This window comes from Fulverythrobacter ferritrahens (genome assembly GCF_020539485.1).
GTDB lineage: Bacteria > Pseudomonadota > Alphaproteobacteria > Sphingomonadales > Sphingomonadaceae > Andeanibacterium > Andeanibacterium ferritrahens.
Genome location: NZ_JACDXU010000005.1, coordinates 1 through 21,210, shown reverse-complemented (window position 1 = coordinate 21,210; position 21,210 = coordinate 1). Strand labels below are relative to the sequence as shown.

Below are 21,210 nucleotides of genomic sequence, written 5' to 3'. Positions count from 1 at the left end.
CGTGGCGCCTTTCCTGGCCGATCACCGATCAAAGGGCCGAACCCAAGGCGCTGCGGATGGGCGCCCGGTCTCTCGCAACTCCCTCCGCCCGCTCCGCACGCGCCTCAGTTCCTGACGCCGTGCCGGCCGCGCGATTGGTTTGTTCTACACGCTGGCGTTATGTCCGGGCTCGCCGCCGGATGGGGGCCTGTGTCGGATTGCCGACGTTAAGTGATCCTGCTCAATTGCGCCGCCATATTGCCAACCCTACTAAGCTGCATGGTCCGCTTCTTCATCGCCCTTGCCGCTCTCTGTGTCGCCAGCGCGTGCGACGCCGCACCCACTGAAGAGGCTTTCGCCAAGGATATGTTGCAGCGCCTGCAATCGGCGCTGCCGGGCGAGACGCTCCAGGTGAAGGCGGACGAACCGCTTGTAATAGTTGCCCCGAATGAGGATCGCCGGGACGACGCACTCTACAATCTTCACCGCATCTATGGGTTCTGTCTGAATGCCTCAGCGGACGATTGCGAGTCAGTCAAGCAGGACTACGTCGCCAAACTGACTGCTCCACGAACCGAAGCCTCGAAGGAGGATCTGCGAATTCTCGTTCGCGATCAGGACTATATAGATTATTTGCGCGATGCCATTCCCGCCGACGATCGGCCGCAATATCGCCAGATTGGGGAGGGGCTCTATGCCCTGCTCGCGTTGGATAGTCCCAGCACAATAAGCGTTCCCGCGCTGAAGGAACTGCGGGAGCTGGGCCTCACCCAGGAGGAGGCATGGCCCCTGGCAATGAAGCAGACCAAGGCGATTCTCCCTGAGTTATCGCTTGATGGGCTCAAGGAAGGGCAGCCCTACGTCTTCGAGGAATTCGAATATCTGCCAAGTCTGCTTGCGGACACGGAATGGTGGACGGCCGCAGAGCCTCAACTGTCGCCGGATTTGTTCGCGACAGCGGTTTCCGACCAGTTCGTCTTCATTGCCTTTATGCAGGACGGCCCGCGCCTCGAAAATTTCAAGCAGACGGTTCGGGAAGATTGCCTGGCGCAGCCGCGCTGCATCAGCCCCTTCGTCTATCGTTTTCGGAACGGGCGCTGGGTCGTCGCCGACTGACCCAGCCTCGCTTTCTTACGCCGCGATCTTGTAAGGCTCGATCTCGCCGGACAGATAAAGCTTCTTCGCCTTGGCGCGGCTGAGCTTGCCCGAGCTGGTGCGGGGCAGGGTGCGGGGGGGCACGAGTTCCACCACGCAGTTCATGCCGGTGACCGAGCGGACCTTGTCGCGGATCTGCTCGCGCAGTTCCACGCGCTTGTCCTCGTCCGAAACGCGGCAATGGACCAGCACGGCGGGGACTTCCTCGCCCGTGTCCATTTCGATGGAGAAGGCGGCAATGTCGCCATGGTTGAAGCCCGGCAGCTGCTCCACGGCCCATTCGATATCCTGGGGCCAGTGGTTCTTGCCGTTGATGATGATCATGTCCTTCGCGCGGCCGACGATGAACAGATAGCCATTGGCCATATAGCCCATGTCGCCCGTATCCAGCCAGCCATCCACCAGACAGGCGGCGGTCGCTTCAGGATCGCGGTAATAGGAATGCATCACGCTCTGGCCGCGGCACCATACTTTGCCGATATGGTGATCGGGCAGGGCATCGCCTGTCTCGCCCCGGATTTCCAGTTCCATGCCCTTCACCGGCTTGCCGCAATTCACGATGGCGCGATAGCGGGCCGGGCGCGAGAGATCGCGCGGGGTGCCGGAAAGGCGTTCTTCCTCCACCAGTTCCACATGAATGCCTTCGCCCGGCGGCATCAGCGTGACCGCCAGGGTCGCTTCGGCCAGGCCGTAGCTGGGCAGGAAGGCATCGGCGCGGAAGCCGGCTTCGGCAAAGACGTTGACGAAATTCTGCATCACGTCGGGCCGGATCATATCCGCCCCGTTGCCCGCGATGCGCCAGCGCGACAGGTCGAAACGTTCGGCCACATGGGTCTGGCTGGAAACGCGGCGGGCGCAGATGTCATAGCCGAAAGTGGGCGAGAAGCTGACCGACATATCCGGGTTGCGGCTGATGAGATCGAGCCAAGCCAGCGGACGGCGGGCGAAATCCTCGGTCTTCAGATAATCGACCGAGAACTGGTTGCCGATGGGCGAGAGGAAGCAGCCCACCAGCCCCATGTCGTGATACCAGGGTAGCCAGCTGACGCAGCGGTCCAGCGGGCCGATCTGCATGCCGTGGCCATGGCCGGCAAGATTATGCAGCAGCGAGCGATGCGTCACCGCCACGCCATGCGGGAAGCGGGTGGAACCGCTGGAATATTGCAGGAAGCAGATGGCTTCCGGATCGAGCTGCGGCAGCTCCACCTCGGGCGCGTCTTCCGCAGCGAAGGACTGCCAGGAAATTCCCTCGCAACCCTGCCGCTCGGCCGCGGCCAGGGCCATGCCCTCGATCTCTTCGGGGTAGAAGAGGAACTTCGGTTCCGCGCTTTCCATCTGCACGGCGATCTGATCGATATAATGATCCTTGCCGCCAAAGCTGGTGGGCAGCGGCAGGGGCACGGGCCAGACGCCGGCATAGATGGCACCGCAGAACAGGGCGGCGAAATCCGGGCCCGTTTCCGCGATCAGTGCCATCCGGTCACCCGGCTTGGCGCCATGGGCGATCAGGCGATAGGCCATCTTCAGCGCATCCTGGCGCAGCTCGCTGAAGGGGTAGGGCCTGATCAGCGTCCCGCGCGGATCGTGGAAATTGAAGCCCTTCACGCCTTGAGCGGCATAGTCCAGCGCCTCCGCAAAGGTGGCGAAATCGGCGCGACGGCGCGGCAATTCGCACTTGTTCGGAGTAGGCACTAATACGGCGTCGGTCATGGTCTAGAGAAACCCGTTCTTGATCCCAAAGCGCGCCCCAAATCCTGCCGGGCGCTTGAACGCAAGCTGAAAAGCTACATCCCTTGCGGAATATACACCTCGCGCATGCTGTCCAATCTACGGGGACTGTGGCACGAATATGGCCATGCGTTCGGCCGATCGTCACAATCCCCGGCAAAAAAAGCCGCCGAAACCGCTCGATCGCGCGCGTCTGGAAGAACTGGCGCTGGCCTATGTCGCGCGCTTTGCCACCAGCGCGGCGAAGCTCGAAGCCTATCTGGCGCGCAAATTGCGCGAACGGGGCTGGGACGGGGATGGGGAGCCGGATATCGCCGCGCTGGTCAGCCGCTATGCCGCGCTCGGCTATGTGGACGACGCCAGCTATGCCCGCGTCAAGGCAGGCGGGTTGCTGCGCCGGGGCTATGGCCCGCGCCGGGTGAGTCAGGCGCTGAACGCGGCGGGCATATCGCAGGAGATTCGCGAGGGGCTGCGCGCCGGTGCGGGGGAACAGCGCCGCGCCGTGCTGGCACTGGCCCGCAAGCGCCGCTTCGGCCCCTTCGCTGCAACGCCGGTGGATCGTGCCATGCGCGAGAAACAGATCGCCGCCATGCTGCGCGCGGGGCACAGCCTCGACAATATCCGCGAATTGGTGGATGCCCCCAGCCCCGAGGCCGCCGAGGAATGGGCGGCGGGGCCTGACGAAGTGGGCCCCGGAGAAGAGGAGTGGTCGTGACGGTTTCCAGGTTCATTGCATTGGCCGCATTCGCCGCGCTTGCGGGCTGTTCCGCGCAGGATGCCGCCTCCACCGGCAGCCCGACCGCGCAGACCCCATCTTCCCGTCACTCCGAATCCGGCCTTGAGGTCATCCCGCTGACCATCACGCAGGGCGGCAAGGTGCATCGCTTCATGGTGGAAGTGGCCCGCAGCGAGGAAGAACAGGCCAAGGGCCTGATGTTCCGCAAGCAGATGGGCGCGGATGAGGGGATGATCTTCCCGCGCCGCCCGCCCGATTTCGCCAGCTTCTGGATGCGCAATACGGTGATCCCGCTGGACATCATTTTCATCGGCACCGATGGGAAAATCCTGAACATCGCGGCCAATACCGTGCCCTATTCGCTCGATCCGCAGACGTCGGATGGCATTGCTTCCGCCGTGCTGGAGCTGAATGGCGGGCGCGCGGCCGAGCTGGGGATCGAGCCGGGCGCCAAGGTGGAATGGTAGAGCACACCTGGCCTTGGGCCTGACCCTGGGCTCCCCCGGAACGCCCCGCCCGATTTGCGCATGAGGGGCGCAGTGTTTGGCTTGCACAGCCCCCGGCTTTGCGGCTAACGCGGCGCCCATGGGAATCCTCGGCAAGATCTTCACCTGGTGGGACGGCGCCACCATCGGCACCGCGATGTTCAGCTCGATGAATGGCGAGCATGTGGGCACCGATGCGCAGGGCAACCGCTATTACCGCGCGAAGAACAAGAAGACCGTCGAAGGACGCGAACGGCGCTGGGTCATCTATAATGGCGCCAACGATGCCAGCCGCGTTCCGGCCGAATGGCATGGCTGGCTGCACGGCTCGTTTGACGGCGTGCCCGAAAGCAACCTGCCCCCGCCGCGCATCTGGGAAGTGGATTACACGCCCAACGCCACCGGCACTGCGGCAGCCTATCGCCCGGCCGGCGCCCTTGAGCGCGGCGGCGTGCGTGCCCGCGCCACGGGCGATTACGAACCCTGGAATCCGGACGCCTGATCATGCGCCGGGCGACAGCCCTTCCGGCTCTGCTGCTTCTCGGCATGCTGGCGGCCTGCAAGGGCGAACCTTCTGTGCCCGAAGGGCAGGAAACCGTCGTCCCCAAGGAATTCGCCTCTGCCGACATGCCTGCCGTGGTCGCGGATGAAGGGCTGGGCACTCCGCGCGAAGAACGCGTGGCCACGCTGGGCCTGCTGAACAAGCGCAACAATCTGACGCAGGACATTCTGATCAAGCCCGGCGAATCGAAGCGCGTCGGCGATGTGATCGTGCGCCTCGCCACTTGCGAGAAGACGGCGCCGTGGGAAAATCCGCCCGAAACGGGGGCTTTCGTTCAGGTGCTGATCGCCCAGCGCAGCTCGCCCGGCGCGAATCCCAAATGGATGCGCGCCTTCTCGGGCTGGCTGTTCAAGAACTCCCCCTCGCTCAACGTGGTGGAGCATCCGATCTATGACGTATGGGTCAAGGATTGCGCGATGAGCTTCCCGGGCGAGGAATCGCCTTTGCCTCCGCAGGGTCGCGGCGCGGCATCTTCCGCTTCTGCTGCCGGAGCCGAACCCACGCCTGAGGAAAGTGCATCGCCCGCCGCCGCGCCCAGCCCGGCAGCTTCGGCCAGCAACGCCGAATAGGCCGCGGGCAAATCCGCCTCGGGGCCGGGGCGGCAGGCCTTTGCCAGCAATTCCAGATAGCGCGCCTGCGGCACTTCCACCGCGCCTAGCGAGGCCAGATGCTCGGTCAGGAACTGGCAATCGAGCAATTCCGCCCCCGCCCGGCGCAGCAGCGCCACCAGCCAGGCCAGCGCCACCTTGGATGAATCGCGCGTGCGGCTGAACATGCTCTCGCCGCAGAACACCCGGTCGAAGCTCACGCCGTAAAGCCCGCCCACCAGCCTGCGCCCACCTTCACCATCGGGCAGCCAGCATTCGATCGAATGGGCATGGCCGGACATGTGGAGCGTGCGGTAGCTGGCGGCGATTCGCTCGCTGATCCAGCTTTCCGGGCGCCCGTCGCGCGGGGCGGCGCAGGCATCCAGCACTTCGTCAAAAGCCTCGTTGCAGGTCACGATGAAGCGATCCTGCCGGATCACCTTTGCCAGCGAGCGCGAGCAATGAAAGCCATCCAGCGGCAGAATCGCGCGCAGCCGGGGCTCCACCCAGAATACTTCCGGGTCATCGCGGCTGTCCGCCATGGGAAATATGCCGCTGCGATAGGCCAGCAGCAGCGTATCCGGCGGAATGATCTTGGGCGCAGGAGCGTGCATTTGCGCTATTTACCAGTCTCTGTCCCCGGCGGAAATGGGAAGTGTTGTCCAGTCATCTGAGATCGCGGGTTGCTATCCCGCAGGCTTGGCGATAGAGGCGCAACCGCCTGGAGGAGTGTAGCTCAGTTGGTAGAGCATCGGTCTCCAAAACCGAGGGCCGCGGGTTCGAATCCTGCCACTCCTGCCAGGCCATTTCCTCCCTTGCCCTGAAACCGGACGGATGGCGCCATCCGTCGCGCCTGATTCGCAGGCTGGCCCGCGGCGCGGGTGAGCGAATCGCAGGGGCCCCGATCCGGCGCGATCAGGCCGCAATCGCGAAACGTAACTGCCGCCGCAGCCTTAAACTCCTGCCTCTCTTGCCATGGCGATGCACCGTCGCTACATGCGGTCGGGCTTTCCGACATCGGAGAATCCTTGCCCCTCCCGGTAAATTACCGGGGCGGCGAAGATCCTTTGGCGGAATGCATGACGAGTTTGTTTGCCGATCGCGAAAACGGAAGCGAGAAAACCATGGCCAAGATCAATCCGGGCGAATTCATGCGCCAGGTGCAGGCTGAAGCCCGCAAGGTAGTGTGGCCCACCCGTCAGGAAACTGTCACCACCGGCATTTTCGTGGCGATCATGATGGTGATCCTCTCGGTGTTCTTCCTGGGAGTCGACACTCTGTTTTCCGCGATCGTCCAGTGGCTCCTGTCGCTGGCCTGAGCTGACCCAAGAGACGGAACCGTAAGCAATGTCCCGCTGGTACATCATCCACGCCTATTCTGGCTTCGAGAACAAGGTCCGCGATTCGATCATCTCGGAGGCGGAACGCATGGGCCTCTCCGACGGGGTCGAACAGGTCGAAGTCCCGGCCGAGACCATCACGGAAGTGAAGCGCGGCAAGAAGGTTCAGGTCGAGCGCAAGACCATGCCCGGCTATGTGCTGGCCAAGCTCAACCTCAACGATGACGTGTATCACCTCATCAAGAACACCCCGAAGGTGACCGGCTTCCTGGGCCCCAACGGCAAGCCGCAGCCGATTTCGGAACGCGAAGCTGCCCGTTATTTCGGCGCGCGCGAAGAAGCCGCCGCGATGCCCAAGCGCGAAGTCCACGTCGATTACGAGATCGGCGATCAGGTCAAGGTGCTGGAAGGCCCGTTCAGCAGCTTCACCGGCGTGGTGGAAGAGCTGGATTTCGACAAGAACAAGGTCAAGGTTTCGGTTTCGATCTTCGGCCGCGCGACTCCGGTCGAGCTGGATTTCGAGCACGTCGAACTTTCCAAGTAAGCCGGTATCCCGCTGCGGCACGCGCCGGGCGGGATCGCGGTTGTAATTCGGCGTTTCCTGCTGTAGGGGCGCCGCTTCCCGCGTTTGCGCGCGGGATTCCGTGCGGGAGGGGCCTTGGGAAAGGCTCCGCAAATACCGCTTAACATGAGCCCTTGCCGAAAGGTTTTGCCGCAAGGCGGGGCGACAGTGCGAAAGGAGGCCTTCCCATGGCCAAGAAGATTGAGGGCTATATCAAGCTCCAGGTGCCCGCGGGCTCCGCTACCCCGTCTCCGCCGATCGGCCCTGCCCTGGGTCAGCGCGGCGTGAACATCATGGAATTCTGCAAGGCGTTCAATGCCGCCACGCAGGAAATGGAAAAGGGCATGCCGATCCCGACGGTCATCACCGTCTATGCGGACCGCTCCTTCACCTTCCTCACCAAGACGCCGCCGGCCACCTTCCTCATCAAGAAGGCCGCCAACCTGAAGTCGGGCTCGAAGGAGCCGGGCAAGGTTTCGGCCGGAACGATCAAGCGTTCGCAGCTCGCTGAAATCGCGCAGGCCAAGATGGCCGACCTCAATGCGAACGATATCGAGCAGGCGACCAAGATCATCGAAGGCTCCGCGCGTTCGATGGGCCTCGAAGTGGTGGAGGGCTAAGACATGGGCAAGCTGAGCAAGAAGCAGAAGGCGCTGACCGAGAAGCTCGACGCCGAAAAGCTGTACAGCCTGAGCGAAGCGCTGGTGACCCTGCGCGAAAACGCCAGCAAGAAGTTTGACGAAACCGTCGAAGTCGCGCTGAACCTGGGCGTCGATCCGCGTCACGCAGACCAGATGGTCCGCGGCATGGTCTCGCTGCCTGCCGGTACCGGCAAGGAAATGAAGGTCGCCGTGTTCGCCAAGGACGCCAAGGCCGCCGAAGCTCTCGAAGCCGGTGCGGACAAGGTTGGCGCCGAAGACCTGATGGAAGACATGCAGGCCGGCAACCTCGATTACGACCGCGTCATCGCCACCCCCGACATGATGGGCGTGGTTGGCCGTCTCGGTAAGGTGCTGGGCCCCAAGGGCCTGATGCCGAACCCGAAGCTGGGCACCGTGACGATGGACGTGGCCAATGCGGTGAAGGTCGCCAAGGCCGGCCAGGTCGAGTTCCGCGTCGAAAAGCAGGGCATCATCCACTCGGGCATCGGCAAGCTCTCCTTCACGGACGAGCAGCTGAAGTCCAACTTCGATGCTTTCGTCGATGCGATCCTCAAGGCCAAGCCCTCGGGTTCGAAGGGCAAGTATGTCCGCAAGATCTCGGTGACCTCGACCATGGGCCCCGGCCTGAAGATCGACACGACCGAGATTGCCGGCGCGTAATTTTCTCTCGCGGCTATCCGGCCTTTTCAGGCCGGGTGCCTCCGAGGGGGCGGCCTGAGGGCCGACGCGCATTCGCGCTTGCGAACCTTTCAGGTTCGGACCGTGATGCGGCAAAGCGAAATCACCAAGGGGCCGGGGGAGCAATCCTCCGGCCTTTTTGTTTTGCCCGTCGCCTGCCCGCCATTAATCTCGGGGCATGAGCGACAAGAGCCCATCCGAACTGATCGACGAGCGTCTTGCCAGTCTGTCCGATTGGCGGGGGCAGACACTCGCCCGCCTGCGCTCGCTGATCCATGAGGCCCTGCCGGAGGTGGTGGAGGCAGTGAAGTGGCGCAAGCCCTCGAACCCGCTGGGCGTGCCTGTGTGGGAGGATGAAGGCATCCTCTGCACCGGGGAGACCTACAGGGACAAGGTGAAGCTGACTTTCGCGCAGGGGGCTGCGCTGGAAGATCCGGCGGGCCTGTTCAACGCCAGCCTGGATGGCAATGCCCGCCGCGCCATCGATCTGCGCGAAGGGGAGGCGGTCGATCCGGAAGCCTTCAAGGCGCTGGTGCGCGCGGCGGCCCGGCACAATCGCGCCAGGACAAGACGCTGAACAATAGAGTGGCGCAAACGAAACGGGCCTAAAAAGACGGGGCGGCGCTTGCGCACCGCCCCGTTCCTTTATCGATCGCGAGAGGATTGCGATCAGAAGTTGCGCTTGATGCTGAACATGATCTCGCGCGGGCGGCCGGGCAGGCCATAGGCATTGCCGGACTGGCTCACGCGGTCATATTTGTTGGCATAGTAGAACTTGTCGGTGAGATTGGTGGCCGCCAGGGCCACTTCCCAATCCTTGTCCTCGGTCTTGAAGGTCACGCGGGCATTGAGCAGGCCGCGCGATTCCACCCGGCCCAGCAGGAAGCCCGGAATGCCGTTGGGGATGTTGCTTTCCATCTCCGACTGCCAGGTCCAGTCCACGCGCGGCGTGAGCGAACCCAGGCCGGCCAGCTGCAGTTCGTATTGTCCGCCAATGGCATATTTCCATTCGGGCACGAAGGGCGCCTTGGTAACGCCCGGAACGATGCTGGAGCCATCGATGCCGGTCACGAAATCGAACTTCGTATAGCTGACCGAACCGTCGATCGAGAGGCCTTCGACCGGCTGAGCGTCGAATTCCACTTCGAAACCGTCGATCTTCGCATCGCCCACATTGCGCGTGGCCGAGCAGAAGGTGAAGCCCGGAGGGCTGAGATCGGGGCACGAGCTGACCAGACCCTGATAGTCATTATAGTCGGTGTGGTAATAGGCCATGTTGAGCCGCAGCCTGCGGTCGAACAGCATGGTCTTGAGACCTGCCTCATAGGAGGTGGCCTTTTCCTGGGCATAGGGAACGGCTTGCGCTTCCAGATAGGGACGCGGGTTGATGCCGCCGCCCTTGAAGCCGGTGGCGACCTGTCCGTAGAAGCGGATGTCGGGCAGCACTTCGTAGTCCAGCGCCACGCGCCAGTCGATATTGTCGCCCGAGAAGGACTTGGTCAGCCCATCGAGCGAGGCCACGCGCGGATCGGTGGGCAGGCTCGGATTGGGGTTGCTGCGGCTGAAGGTATAGGTCTTGTTCTCGTCCGTATAGCGCACGCCAGCGGTCAGGTTCAGCTGATCGGTGATGTGCATCACGCCGTGGATGAAGGCCGACTTGGAAGTCTGCTTGAACGGATCGTTCGAAACGAAGTCCAGCCCGGCAGCGCCCACATTCACGCGGCCGCCGATGCGGCTGTCGCCCTTGTAGTAATAGCCGCCCACCGTCATGTCGAACATCTCGCCCAGAGTGGCCGAAAGGCGCAGTTCCTGAGTGAACTGGTCATGGTCGAAGATGGTGGTGTTGTTGGAGACGTTCTCGGGCGAGTTGTCGCCATCCCACGAGCTTTTGCCGTCCGCATGGCGGAAGGCTGTGATCGAGGTCAGGGTGACATTGTCGCTCAGGCCGATTTCGAGATTGTTCGAGAAGCCCCACGAATTGACGTAGCTGATCGCCGGGTTGGTGTATTGGTCCGCCAGGCCCGGATAGCCGGTATAGGTAGCGTAGTTGGTGTATTCTTCCGGCCCGGTGACGTAATCATTGCCGTTGATGGGCGGCAGGAAGATCGCCTTGCCCGGCGAGGCTTCCGAACGGTCCCGCGTGACGTCGGCGATGAAATTGTTCTCGATCCGGTCGTTCACGATCCAGCGCAGGGCGCCGCGCGCGGCAAGCACGTTCTGTCCGCCTTCGGTGCCGACCACGCAATCCTCGGCAGGCGATGCCTGCACGCCGCCAGGGGCAGCTTTGCCGGTAACGCATTCATAGTCGAGGCGCTTGAGATAGCCGTCGACATATTTGCCCACGCCGGTGAGGCGCAGATAGAGCTTGTCAGGCACGATGGTGGCATTGGTTGCGGCCTTCAGACCCAGGCGCCCGAAGGAGCCGACGGTCGCTTCGACATAGGCGTCGGGATCGTCGTTCGGTTTGCGGCTGAACAGCTTGATCGAGCCGCCGATCGAGTTCTTGCCCGAAAGCGTGCCCTGCGGGCCGCGCAGGATTTCGACGCGGTCAAGATCGACCAGGTCGAAGGCGCTGGCGAAGGAAATGCCGTAATAGACATCGTCGATATAGATGCCGACGCCGGGTTCGTTGGGGAACTGGAAGTCGCTCTGGCCGATACCGCGAATATTCGCGGCCGCGGTCTGCGCGCCGCCGCCCTGGCCGCCGGCGGTGAAGCTGACGCTGGGCGCGCGCTGGGCAACGTCCTGCACATTGGTCTGGCTGCGCGCTTCCATCAGAGTGGAATCGACCGCGGTGATCGCCAGCGGGGTTTCCTGGATGTTCTGGCTCTTGAACTGGGCAGTCACCACGATTTCGTGGACGCCGCCCTGCTGGCTGCTGCCTTCGTCCTGGGCAAAGGCAGTGCCGCCAGTGAAGAGAGACACGGCGATCGCAAGATTTGCAGCACCGGCGCGGAATGCGCGCGGCGAAAGGCCGTAAGGCATCAACATTCTCCCTATATCCTCGACCGATTAACGTAACGGTCGTTAAGTTAACGCCAGTTACGATGATGCGCGGACAAGTTGCAAGGGGGCTTCGGCGAGCATCGGAAAGATGGCCGAAAAGTGATGCTACGGTGCCACAATGGGCATTCAGGCTGAGCCAAATGGGGCTAACGCGCCTGCCGCATCTCAGTGCAGATTAGCCTCGCCATAGCATTCGACGACGAGGCTGATCGGCCGCCCGTCCGGCAGGCGCAGCAATGCCCGGTGAGACAGGACGGTGCCGCGCGGGCATTCCGGGAAAGCGCCGCGCCGGGTTGCCAGCCTCTCACGCGCGAAACCCAGCGGGGCGACCACCTTGCCGAAAGGCGTATCGCTGTTTTCCAGCATGCTGTTCATTGCCGCCGTCAATCGGGCGGGAACATACCAATTATGGGCATCCGACATTGCCCGCCCGCCGCAGGACAAGCGGACATGGCGATAGCCGAGCGGTTCCTGCGCCGTGACGCCCAGCAAGGCTCGTATCTCTTCGCTGGCGTCCAGCGGCTCGCCGGCCAGCGGCGTCGCAATCACCTTTGCGGGGTCGGCAAATCCGCGCGCGCCGCACCATCCTTCCAGGGCTGCTGTGGCACTGTCCCGTGCGGCAAGGGCAGCTTCGAACTGGCCGAGCCGGGCCGATTGCGGCCCGGTGCAGGCCGCAAGCACCATGCAGAATGCCAGCGCGGTGAGGGGCCGTGCCCTCACGCTATATCGCCTTCCTCCAGCGGCCAGTTGGAACGCATGCCATAGGGGCAGGCGGTCATCACTGCCTCGATCCGGGTGAACAGCCCCTTCTCGATCCGGAAGCCTTCACCGATTTCCCAGCTGAAGGGGCGGGTAAGGCCGGTGGTCACCTTGCGGCCATTCGCCAGTTCATATTCGCGCACCGTTCCCGAATGATCGAAGAAGGCGAAGGAGAACACGGTCCCGCGCTCCTCGTCGATTATCGGGAAGCGCCGGTCGCGGATGCGGTCGACGAAGCGGAAGAAGCCGGTTTCCAGCTGGGCACGGGCGCCCATTGCGCGGAAATCGGGCTGATAGGGCGTGTCCTTGTCGGCAGGTGCTTCCTGCGCGGGGGCGAGGCCGGGGACATCGGTTGTGCGGAAACCGTTTTCGATGCGGATGCAGCCATCGGCGAAGGGATATTCGCCCTTGCCGTCGTTCTTCTCGATCCCGCTGAAATACATATTGGCCACGCGGCGCAGTTCCGCGCGCGAAAGCCGCTCGGCCTCGGGGATCGGGGCGAACCATTCGGGCGCAGGGCCGCCTGACAGGTCGAGCTGGTTCGGGCCGTCCGCGAAAGGGGCCTGTCCGGTGACGGCGTCGGGCCGGGCCGCGATGGCCTCCACTTCCGAAATGCCCCCGGCGCCGAGCTTCACCCGCAGCACAAGGATCGAGCGCACCGCGCCTTCGGCAATGGTAGTGATGGTCGCGCCCTGTCCGCCGACCGGATCGAGGAAATCGTGACGATAGGCGCCCAGTGTATCGAGCGTGCGCCACAGGCCATCGCCCAGGGCCAGTTCCTGCCCGTTCTCGGTATAACGGGCCCCGGCCGCCAGCCCGGCATTTGCCGGATCATGCGTGGCCATGGCTTCGAGCACGCGGGTGATCGCACCCGCCAGTTCGTCGCGAGTCATGATGTTCGTCTCTCCCACTTCCGCCGGATCTAGATGCCGCCCGGCGTGAAATCCTTGCCCAGTTCGCCCAGCCCTTCGCACAGAGTATCGACCGCGCTGCGCAGCGTTTCGGGATCGGTCGAACGGATCACGAAATTGGCGCCGGTCTTGCCCTCGCGGAAGAAGGGATAGCTGCCGATCTGGCTCCCTTCATGGGTCGCTTCCACTTCCCGCAGCAAGGTTGCGACTTCGCTTTCAGCTATCCAGCAACCGATCGTTTCGGTGAGCAGCACGGCGCCGCCTTCCAATGTCCCGGTCAGCCCGTCGAGCATCTGCGCGCAGATCGTGGGGACGCCTGCCATGACGAAGATATTCTCCACGTGAATGCCCGGCGCGCCGGACATGCGATTGGGGATCAGATCCGCCCCTTCGGGCACGCGCGCCATGCGCAGGCGCCCTTCATTGATGCCGCCGCGGGTGACGTAATAGTCTTCCAGAATCCGGCGCGCTTCGGGATGGACCACTACCGGTACGCCCAGCGCCGCGGCGATGGCATCCACGGTAATGTCATCATGCGTGGGGCCGATCCCGCCAGTCGTAAAGAGATAATCGTGCCGCACGCGCAAGGCATTCACTGCCTCCACGATGGCTTCCAGCACATCGGGCACCACGCGCACTTCCATGAGACGAATGCCCTGCACCTGCAGCCAGCCGGCCACCTGCGCGATGTTCTTGTCCTGCGTGCGGCCGGACAGAATCTCGTCGCCGATCACGATCAGCGCCGCCGTCCAGATTCGTTCACCTTTACCCATGGGCAGGGTGGTTAGGACAAATTACCTCGCCCCGCTACTCCGCAGCTTGCGCTATCGCTTCCTTTGTCTTTTCAAAGGCAAGGACGCCATCGTCCACCGGGCGCTCGCGGAAATCCTTCGCATCGGCAAGGTAATCCATGTTGAGCCGCCATGGCAGGGCCGCCGCGCTTTTGGGCATCATGGGCCGCGCGCGCTGGATATAGCCGGAGGAATAGTTGAACACGTCATCCTCCACCAGCACGCTCTCGTCAGGCAGGGAGGGATAGACGAGGTCCGCGCCCAAGGCTTCCATCCGGTTCAGCACGCCGCAGATATATTGGGCGGTATTGTCCGCCCGCAGGGTCCACGATGCGTTGAGATAGCCGAACACCACCGCAAAATTGGGCAGGTTGGAGAACATGCAGCCGCGATAGAACCAGCGCTGCGTCCAGTCGACCGGCGCGCCGTCCACACTTATCGCGATCTTGCCGCCCATGGTCAGGGCAAGGCCGGTTGCAGTGACGATGATGTCCGCATCCAGATGCGCGCCGCTTTCCAGCCGGATGCCGGCGGCGTCGAAGCACTCGATCCGGTCGGTCACGATGGAGGCTTTGCCGGATTTCACAGCCTCGAACAGATCTCCATCAGGCACCAGGCACAGGCGTTGTTCCCACGGATTATAGGGCGGCAGGAAATCCCGGGCATTCCAGGCATCGCCCAGTGCAGCCCGCGCCTTCTTCGTCAGGAAGCCCGCTATCTTCTCGGGCTTGGCGCGAGCCCGTTTGAAGATGAAGTTGTGCATCCGGATATTCTTGAAGCGTGTAATCCGATAGGCGAGCTTCTCCGGCAGGATCTTGCGCAGGAAATTGGCGATTGCATCCTTCTGCGGCCGTGCGCCCATCCAGGTGGGCGTACGCTGCAGCATGGTGACGTGGCCGGCATCGCGCGCCATCGCGGGCACGATCGTCACCGCCGTGGCGCCCGATCCGACCACCACCACCTGCTTGCCGCGATAGTCCAGTCCTTCCGGCCAGAATTGCGGATGGACGATGGTGCCCCGGAACTCCTCCTTGCCGGGGAAGCCGGGATCGTAGGGATCGTCGTAATCGTAATAGCCGGAACCGAGATAGAGGAACGAGGCGGTGCAATGGCTGCGCAGGCCGGTGCTATCTTCCAGCTCGACGTGCCATAATCCCTCGTCCTTGCGGAAATCGGCGCGCAGCACTTTCTGCCCGAAGCGGATGTTCGGACGGATGGCATATTTGTCGACGACGCGGTTGAGATAATCGAGGATGTTCGGCCCGTCGGCGATGGATTGCTCGTGAATCCAGGGCTCGAAACGAAAGCCGAAGCTGTGCATGTCACTGTCGGACCGGATGCCGGGATAACGGAACAGATCCCAGGTGCCGCCCAGATTGTCGCGCCGCTCCACCATCGCATAGTGGCGGCCGGGACACAGCATCTTCATATGCGCTGCCATCGAAATGCCGGAAATACCGGCGCCGACGATCAGGACATCAAAATCGCCCGTCATCGATCTCTCTCCCTTTGCTTACATTTGTGTAAGCCGTTTCCCCGCTTTCGCCAATGGGCCCGCCTGCTCCAGCCGGCGGGCCGTCCGGCGGCGATTGCCAGCCCTGCGCGCCTCTGTCAGATGGTGCTGCATGACCATTGTTGCGGCAAGGCGTTATCTGGCGGGGAAGGTCACCGATCCCGCACTCGATCTGCAGCGGTGTAGCCTGCCTGCCGTGGAGGGGGAGTTCGACTGGATAGGCGTGGCCGACCCTACTCCTGCGGAGCTGGCGCTGCTGCAGGATCGCTATGGCCTGCACCCTCTGGCAATCGAGGATGCACTGACGCGCGGCGCCCCTGCCAAGGCCGAAGCCTTCGGATCGATGCTGTTCGTCATGGCATGCACCGCCGCCCTGCAGGACGAGGAGGGCATCGCCTATGGGCAGACCGCGATCTTCCTTGACCGGAATTTCATCATCACCGTGCGCCAGGGCAGCGCGCGGGCGCATACCGCGCTGCGCCAGCAACTGGAGGCCAATCCCCAGCGCCTGGCCCAAGGGCCGGATGTGGTGCTGCATGGGCTGCTCGATTATCTGGCGGACGGCTATGTCCCCCTGCTCGATAAGCTCGACCTCGCGGTGGAGGAGATGGAGGAAGGCGCCGTGGCCGGGTTTCCCGATCAGGCCCGCATCCGCCGCATCTTCCGCCTGCGCCGCCGGCTGCGGCGTTTTGAGAGCAATGTGGGGCATATGGAGGAAGTGGCCGGCAAGCTCGCCTCCGCCAGCCTCCCGGCGATCGACAAGAAGGCTCGCCCCTATTTCAGCGACATCCACGATCATGTCCGCCACAGCCTCGGCCGTGCGCGGGCGCTGAACGATACGCTGGGCAGCATTGTCGAAGTGGCCAGCCTGCTCGAACAGAACCGACAGGGCGCCATCACCCGGCAGCTGGCAGCATGGGCGGCCATTCTCGGCGTGCCCACGGCCGTGGCCGGGGTCTATGGCATGAACTTCGACTTCATGCCCGAATTGCACTGGCGCCATGGCTATTTCATCATCACCGGGCTGATGCTGACAATATGCCTGGGCCTGTATGTGCGGTTCCGGCGGATCGGCTGGCTCTGAAAAAGAAAGGGCCCGTTTCCGGGCCCCTTCCAATTGCGTTCCGCAAAGCGATCAGTCTTCCGACTGGCTGAAGATCATCGAACGATCCGGCAGATCGTCCCAGTCGATCTGGAAGCCGTCGCTGCTCTTGCCGGAAAGCTGTTCCTTCGCGGCCTGAACCGTATTGGCCAGCAGGCAGGAAATGGTCATCGGGCCGACGCCGCCGGGCACCGGAGTAACGGCGCGGGCATGCTGTACTTCCTCGAAGGCAACGTCGCCCACCAGCTTGGTCTTGCCGTCTTCGCCCTTGATACGCGTGATGCCCACATCGATGATGACCGCGCCTTCCTTCACCCAGTCACCCTTGACCAGGCGCGGGGCACCGGCTGCGGCGATGATGATGTCGGCCTTGCAGCACAGGCCCGGCAGATCCTTGGTTTCGATATGTGTGACGGTAACGGTCGCCTCACGCTCGAGCAGCAGCATGGCGATCGGCTTGCCCACGATGTTGGACTTGCCGATGACCACCACGTCGAGGCCGGTCAGATCGTCGAACACGGTGTCGAGCAGCTTGGTCACGCCCAGCGGAGTGCAGGGCACGATACCGCCGGTGCCGGTGGACAGGCGGCCCACATTCACCGGATGGAAGCCGTCGACATCCTTGGAAGGAGCAATCGCGCGCAGCACCACACCGGTGTCGATATGCTTGGGCAGCGGCACCTGCACCAGGATACCATGCACCGAAGGATCGGCATTGAGGCGGGCGATCAAGGTCAGCAGGCTGTCCTGCGTCGTTTCTTCCGGCAGCCGGTGCTCGACGGAGAGAATGCCTGTACTTTCGCAGCCCTTGATCTTGCGGCCGACATAGACCTCACTCGCCGGATCGTTCCCCACCAGAACCACGGCGAGGCCGGGGCGGGGAAGCCCCGCCTCGACCATCGCGCGCACTTCGGCTGCGGTTTCCTCGTCAAGTTTCCGCGCTACCGCGCGTCCGTCGATAATGTCAGCCATGCGTTGATATTGCCTCAGTGTTTGGCGGCGTAATTATTGATCCATTCCGCCGACGCAGTGAGCGCGCCGAAGGGATAGAGGTGAAGGCGAACGCGTCCGGCTTCCTCGGTCAGGCCCTTGTCGAGCGAGTTGACCAGCTTGTCCGGACCGGCGCTGCCGATGAGGTTGGTCAGCGAGATGCCGTACTTCTTCATGACAGAAGCCGAAGCGCCCACGCCGCAGCGCTTGGCGAAGCCCAGCAGGCGCTTGATGCCGGCAGGGCCGGGGACGCCGAGGCGCACCGGAACGTCGATGCCGCGGCCGCGCATTTCCTTGACCCATTCGATGATCGCATCATCGTCGAACGCGAACTGCGTCACGACCAGCGGGGTCATGCCGCGCGCACGGATCGCCGCGATCTTCTTTTCCATCCACACCCACAGGTCGGGCTTGGAGACGTTGGGGTGGCCTTCGGGATGGCCGCCAATGCCGACGATCTCGATGCCATACTTTTCAAGCAGGCCGGTCTCGATGATCTGCAGCGAGTCCGAATAGGGGCCTTCCGGCTCCGGCGGGTCGCCCGCGATGATGAAGACGCGCTTCACGGCAGCCTGGCTGGTGATGTCCGACAGATACTGTTCAAGCTCGGCTTCCGAAGTGAAGCGACGGGCCGACAGGTGGACGATCGGTTCGAAGCCGAGGTCGCGCACCAGCTTGGCGCATTCCACGCGCTGGCTCATTTCCTCACCGGGAAGGAAGGTCACGGCGATCTGGGTGCCGGGGCGGATCAGCGGCGCGGCTTCCTTGAGACCTTCGATCTCCTTCGCCGTCATTTCGAGCGAATAGCCATCGACCATATTGGCGCGCGGCTTTTCCCAGTCGGGATGGATGGCGGCGTAGGACATGAGTGTGCTCCCAAATGTTCCAGGCGGCTGCTGGAGGCGGATTCGCCTTGATGGTTGGATTTTGCGCCCCTTTTTCACGCAAGGGCCGCCATTGCAAGAATGTCTCTAGCAAAGGGTCATTTATTCGTATAGGTGAAATGTTCACGTTGACGAAGAAAGTTGCACCAGCGACTTCCAGGGAGACCGGATGCTGATCCTGCTGCCAGGCCTGATTTGCGATGCCAGCCTTTATGCCGCGCAAACGGCCGCCTTTCCGCAAGCAAAGGCGATCGATGGCTATGGCACGGCGGATTCGCTGCAGGAAATGGCGCGCATCGCATTGAGCCAGTGCCCGGAGCGATTTGACCTGTTCGGCCACTCCATGGGTGGACGTGTGGCGCTGGAAGTGTTCAGACTGGCGCCGGAACGCGTGCGGCGACTCGCCCTGGTCAGCACCGGCATGCATCCTGTCCAGCCCGGCGAGCGAGAGAAGCGCGAGGCGCTGATCGCGATTGGGCGGGAAAAGGGTGCAGAAGCTCTGGTCGATACCTGGTTGCCGCCAATGGTGGCGCCCGCGCGCCATGGTGAAGAGGAGCTGATGGCCCCCATGCGCGACATGTGCATCCGCGCCGGTACGCAGGTGTTCGAAGCGCAGATCGCTGCCTTGCTGGGGCGTCCCGAAGTGGAAAGCCTGCTTCCCACGATCACATGCCCCACGCTGGTGATGACCGGCGCGGAGGATAGCTGGAGCGGCCCCGCGCAGCATGAAAAGATTGCTGCCGCCATTCCGAATTCCGAACTCGTCATCGTCCCCGGTGCCGGCCACATGATCATGGCCGAGGCGCCCGAAGCGGTGAACGCAGCGATTGCCGACTGGCTTGCCCGGCCGGCGGACGACTAACCCATCCGTTCAACCCGTAGCTTCAACCAAGCCCTTTTTCCTTAGGAGAGGTATGAAATGAGTGAGCAAACCCTTCAGCAGAAGCTGGATTCGGTCGACAACGTCGTCGACTTCCTGCGCAACCAGCAGGTCGGTCCGAACGTCTATCCGGGCGTTCCGGCTGAATATTCCAACTGGCGCAACGAACAGCGCGCCTGGTCGGAAAGCGCCGTTCTGTTCAACCAGTCGTACCACATGGTCGAACTCTATGTGACCGGCCCCGACGCCTTCGCGATGCTGAACTACCTCGGCATCAACAGCTTCAAGAACTTCACCGTGAACAAGGCCAAGCAGTGGGTTCCCGTGACCCCCGACGGCTATGTGATCGGCGACGTGATCCTGTTCTATCTGGACGAGGAAACCTTCAGCCTGGTCGGCCGCGCTCCGGCGATCGAATGGGCCGAATATCACGCCTCGACCGGCAAGTGGAACGTGAAGGTGGAACGCGACGAGCGTACCGCCCTGCGTACCGACGGCAAGCGCAAGAACTATCGTTTCCAGCTTCAGGGCCCGAACGCCATGAAGGTGCTGGAAAAGGCGATGGGTCAGACCCCGCCGGACATCAAGTTCTTCAACATGGCCCACATCGACATCGCCGGTAAGGACGTGATCGCGCTCCGCCACGGCATGGCCGGTCAGCCGGGTTACGAACTGTTCGGCCCCTGGGACGACTACGCCACCGTGCATGGCGCGCTGGTGGAAGCCGGCAAGGAATTCGGTCTGACCCTGGTCGGCGGCCGCGCCTATTCGTCGAACACCCTGGAATCGGGCTGGCTGCCTTCGCCGCTGCCCGCCACCTTCACCGGTGACGACGAAATCTCGAAGGGCTTCCGCGAGTGGGCTTCGGCGAACTCCTATGCTGGCAAGTGCTCCATCGGCGGTTCCTACGTGCCGGAAAGCATCGAAGGCTACTACCTGACCCCCTGGGATATCGGTTACGGCATCATCGTGAAGTTCGACCATGACTTCATCGGCCGCGAAGCCCTGGAGAAGATGGCTGACCAGAAGCACAAGCAGAAGGTCACGCTGGCTCTCGATCCGGAAGACGTGAACCGCGTCATGAGCTCGATGTTCGCCAAGGGCGACCGTGCGAAGTACTTCGAATTCCCGAGCGCCGTGTATGCAATGCACCCGTTCGACGAAGTGAAGTGCGACGGCAAGGTGATCGGCGTTTCGACCTGGATCGGCTATTCGTCGAACGAAGGCGCGATGCTGTCGATCGGCATGATCGATCCGGACTTCGCCGAATTCGGCAAGGAAGTGACGCTGGTTTGGGGCGAACCCAATGGCGGCACCACCAAGCCGACCGTCGAGCCGCACGTGCAGACCGAAATTAAGGCGATCGTTTCGCCGGTGCCCTATTCGGCCGTGGCGCGTAACGCCTATGCCGACAGCTGGCGCCAGACCGGCAAGGGCGCGAACGCCTGATCCGGCTGACAGTTTCTGTCAAAACGAAGGGGCGGTCGCGCAAGCGGCCGCCCTTTTCGTTTGGCGATCGGCCTCGTGGGCAGATGCAGCGCCTTGAAAACAAATATCCCCCGCAGACACAAACCTTATTGATTTCATCAACTGCTTTCTGGCAAGCCCATGCGGGAAGCGGCCGAAGACAGGCCGCGCCAGACAGCTGGGAGAAGATGAATGGTGAAAGGCGCCTCACCACGCCTTGGGAGAATTGCGGCTACCGTCATGGCGGGAACGGTCGCTCTGGGCGTATGGGCAGGGCCCGCAGCCGCCCAATCCAACCGCTCTGCGCCGATATCGGAGGAGCGGTTTCAGCAGATGATCCCGAAGCATCCGGGCTATCTGGGTGCTTTGGCGCCGGAGAATCTGAAGAAGGAGCGGCCTGCCCCTCCCTTCGATCTGACGGGAACGTGGTTCG

At 63.0% G+C, this 21,210-nt stretch carries 21 protein-coding genes, 1 tRNA gene and 1 pseudogene; 14 read left to right on the top strand and 9 right to left on the bottom strand.

What is annotated here, in order from left to right; all coding sequences use genetic code 11:
• The first annotated feature begins 258 nt into the window (after positions 1 to 258).
• Positions 259 to 1,095, top strand: a complete 837-nt coding sequence (locus tag H0274_RS14700; RefSeq protein WP_226796336.1) for a hypothetical protein — start codon at positions 259 to 261, stop codon at positions 1,093 to 1,095.
• Positions 1,096 to 1,110: 15 nt separating this feature from the next.
• Here the strand turns inward: H0274_RS14700 and H0274_RS14695 are convergent, their stop codons facing one another.
• Positions 1,111 to 2,844 (bottom strand): fatty acyl-AMP ligase, encoded by a 1,734-nt coding sequence (locus H0274_RS14695; protein ID WP_226796334.1) that lies wholly within the window; start codon positions 2,842 to 2,844, stop codon positions 1,111 to 1,113.
• A gap of 145 nt (positions 2,845 to 2,989) precedes the next feature.
• On the opposite strand from H0274_RS14695, the gene H0274_RS14690 reads away from it, so the two are divergent.
• The 4 genes and pseudogenes from H0274_RS14690 to H0274_RS14675 all read left to right on the top strand — a co-directional run.
• Positions 2,990 to 3,577, top strand: a complete 588-nt coding sequence (locus tag H0274_RS14690) for a regulatory protein RecX (RefSeq protein WP_413463487.1) — start codon at positions 2,990 to 2,992, stop codon at positions 3,575 to 3,577.
• Entirely contained in the window at positions 3,574 to 4,065 is a 492-nt protein-coding gene (locus H0274_RS14685; RefSeq protein ID WP_226796330.1) for a DUF192 domain-containing protein, read from the top strand. The genes H0274_RS14690 and H0274_RS14685 overlap by 4 nt, the downstream gene beginning before the upstream one ends.
• A gap of 118 nt (positions 4,066 to 4,183) precedes the next feature.
• On the top strand, positions 4,184 to 4,585 hold the full coding sequence (locus tag H0274_RS14680) for an NADH:ubiquinone oxidoreductase subunit NDUFA12 (protein WP_226796328.1): 402 nt from the start codon (positions 4,184 to 4,186) through the stop codon (positions 4,583 to 4,585).
• A gap of 2 nt (positions 4,586 to 4,587) precedes the next feature.
• Positions 4,588 to 4,998 (top strand): annotated as a pseudogene (locus H0274_RS14675) (DUF2155 domain-containing protein); the annotation flags it as partial.
• 35 nt (positions 4,999 to 5,033) lie between these two features.
• Here the strand turns inward: H0274_RS14675 and aat are convergent.
• Positions 5,034 to 5,846 (bottom strand): leucyl/phenylalanyl-tRNA--protein transferase, encoded by an 813-nt coding sequence (gene aat / locus H0274_RS14670; protein ID WP_226796326.1) that lies wholly within the window; start codon positions 5,844 to 5,846, stop codon positions 5,034 to 5,036.
• A 111-nt stretch (positions 5,847 to 5,957) separates the two neighbouring features.
• Between aat and H0274_RS14665 the strand changes: the two genes are divergently transcribed.
• The 6 genes from H0274_RS14665 to H0274_RS14640 all read left to right on the top strand — a co-directional run bounded on the left by H0274_RS14665 (position 5,958) and on the right by H0274_RS14640 (position 9,051).
• Positions 5,958 to 6,033 (top strand) — tRNA-Trp (locus H0274_RS14665).
• Between the two features lie 323 nt (positions 6,034 to 6,356).
• Positions 6,357 to 6,551, top strand: a complete 195-nt coding sequence (gene secE / locus H0274_RS14660) for a preprotein translocase subunit SecE (protein WP_226796393.1) — start codon at positions 6,357 to 6,359, stop codon at positions 6,549 to 6,551.
• A 28-nt stretch (positions 6,552 to 6,579) separates the two neighbouring features.
• Positions 6,580 to 7,116, top strand: coding sequence for a transcription termination/antitermination protein NusG (nusG, locus tag H0274_RS14655; protein ID WP_226796322.1), 537 nt, complete (start codon positions 6,580 to 6,582; stop codon positions 7,114 to 7,116).
• Positions 7,117 to 7,322: 206 nt separating this feature from the next.
• Positions 7,323 to 7,754 (top strand): 50S ribosomal protein L11, encoded by a 432-nt coding sequence (rplK, locus tag H0274_RS14650; protein ID WP_226796315.1) that lies wholly within the window; start codon positions 7,323 to 7,325, stop codon positions 7,752 to 7,754.
• Between the two features lie 3 nt (positions 7,755 to 7,757).
• Positions 7,758 to 8,456, top strand: coding sequence for a 50S ribosomal protein L1 (gene rplA, locus H0274_RS14645; RefSeq protein WP_226796313.1), 699 nt, complete (start codon positions 7,758 to 7,760; stop codon positions 8,454 to 8,456).
• A gap of 196 nt (positions 8,457 to 8,652) precedes the next feature.
• A complete protein-coding gene (locus tag H0274_RS14640) occupies positions 8,653 to 9,051 on the top strand; it encodes a DUF1801 domain-containing protein (protein WP_226796311.1) in 399 nt (132 codons plus the stop codon).
• Between the two features lie 92 nt (positions 9,052 to 9,143).
• On the opposite strand, the gene H0274_RS14635 is transcribed toward H0274_RS14640, so the two are convergent.
• The 5 genes from H0274_RS14635 to H0274_RS14615 all read right to left on the bottom strand — a co-directional run bounded on the left by H0274_RS14635 (position 9,144) and on the right by H0274_RS14615 (position 15,436).
• Positions 9,144 to 11,459, bottom strand: a complete 2,316-nt coding sequence (locus tag H0274_RS14635) for a TonB-dependent receptor (RefSeq protein WP_226796309.1) — start codon at positions 11,457 to 11,459, stop codon at positions 9,144 to 9,146.
• A 186-nt stretch (positions 11,460 to 11,645) separates the two neighbouring features.
• Positions 11,646 to 12,200 carry a chorismate--pyruvate lyase family protein gene (locus H0274_RS14630; protein WP_226796305.1) on the bottom strand — a complete coding sequence of 185 codons (555 nt, stop codon included), beginning with the start codon at positions 12,198 to 12,200 and terminating at the stop codon, positions 11,646 to 11,648.
• Entirely contained in the window at positions 12,197 to 13,132 is a 936-nt protein-coding gene (locus H0274_RS14625) for a hypothetical protein (RefSeq protein WP_226796303.1), read from the bottom strand. The genes H0274_RS14630 and H0274_RS14625 overlap by 4 nt, the downstream gene beginning before the upstream one ends.
• A gap of 29 nt (positions 13,133 to 13,161) precedes the next feature.
• A complete protein-coding gene (locus tag H0274_RS14620; RefSeq protein WP_226796301.1) occupies positions 13,162 to 13,923 on the bottom strand; it encodes a competence/damage-inducible protein A in 762 nt (253 codons plus the stop codon).
• Positions 13,924 to 13,957: 34 nt separating this feature from the next.
• Complete coding sequence (locus tag H0274_RS14615; RefSeq protein ID WP_226796299.1) at positions 13,958 to 15,436, bottom strand: flavin-containing monooxygenase; 1,479 nt, start codon at positions 15,434 to 15,436, stop codon at positions 13,958 to 13,960.
• A 130-nt stretch (positions 15,437 to 15,566) separates the two neighbouring features.
• Here H0274_RS14615 and H0274_RS14610 point away from each other — a divergent pair, with 130 nt between their 5' ends.
• A complete protein-coding gene (locus tag H0274_RS14610; protein ID WP_226796297.1) occupies positions 15,567 to 16,538 on the top strand; it encodes a magnesium and cobalt transport protein CorA in 972 nt (323 codons plus the stop codon).
• A 51-nt stretch (positions 16,539 to 16,589) separates the two neighbouring features.
• Here the strand turns inward: H0274_RS14610 and folD are convergent, their stop codons facing one another.
• Positions 16,590 to 17,528 (bottom strand): bifunctional methylenetetrahydrofolate dehydrogenase/methenyltetrahydrofolate cyclohydrolase FolD, encoded by a 939-nt coding sequence (folD, locus tag H0274_RS14605; protein WP_226796295.1) that lies wholly within the window; start codon positions 17,526 to 17,528, stop codon positions 16,590 to 16,592.
• Positions 17,529 to 17,542: 14 nt separating this feature from the next.
• Positions 17,543 to 18,412 (bottom strand): methylenetetrahydrofolate reductase, encoded by an 870-nt coding sequence (locus tag H0274_RS14600; protein ID WP_226796293.1) that lies wholly within the window; start codon positions 18,410 to 18,412, stop codon positions 17,543 to 17,545.
• A 187-nt stretch (positions 18,413 to 18,599) separates the two neighbouring features.
• Here H0274_RS14600 and H0274_RS14595 point away from each other — a divergent pair, with 187 nt between their 5' ends.
• On the top strand, positions 18,600 to 19,292 hold the full coding sequence (locus H0274_RS14595) for an alpha/beta fold hydrolase (RefSeq protein WP_226796291.1): 693 nt from the start codon (positions 18,600 to 18,602) through the stop codon (positions 19,290 to 19,292).
• Positions 19,293 to 19,349: 57 nt separating this feature from the next.
• Positions 19,350 to 20,759 carry a syringate O-demethylase gene (gene desA, locus H0274_RS14590; RefSeq protein WP_226796289.1) on the top strand — a complete coding sequence of 470 codons (1,410 nt, stop codon included), beginning with the start codon at positions 19,350 to 19,352 and terminating at the stop codon, positions 20,757 to 20,759.
• Positions 20,760 to 21,210: the final 451 nt, after the last annotated feature.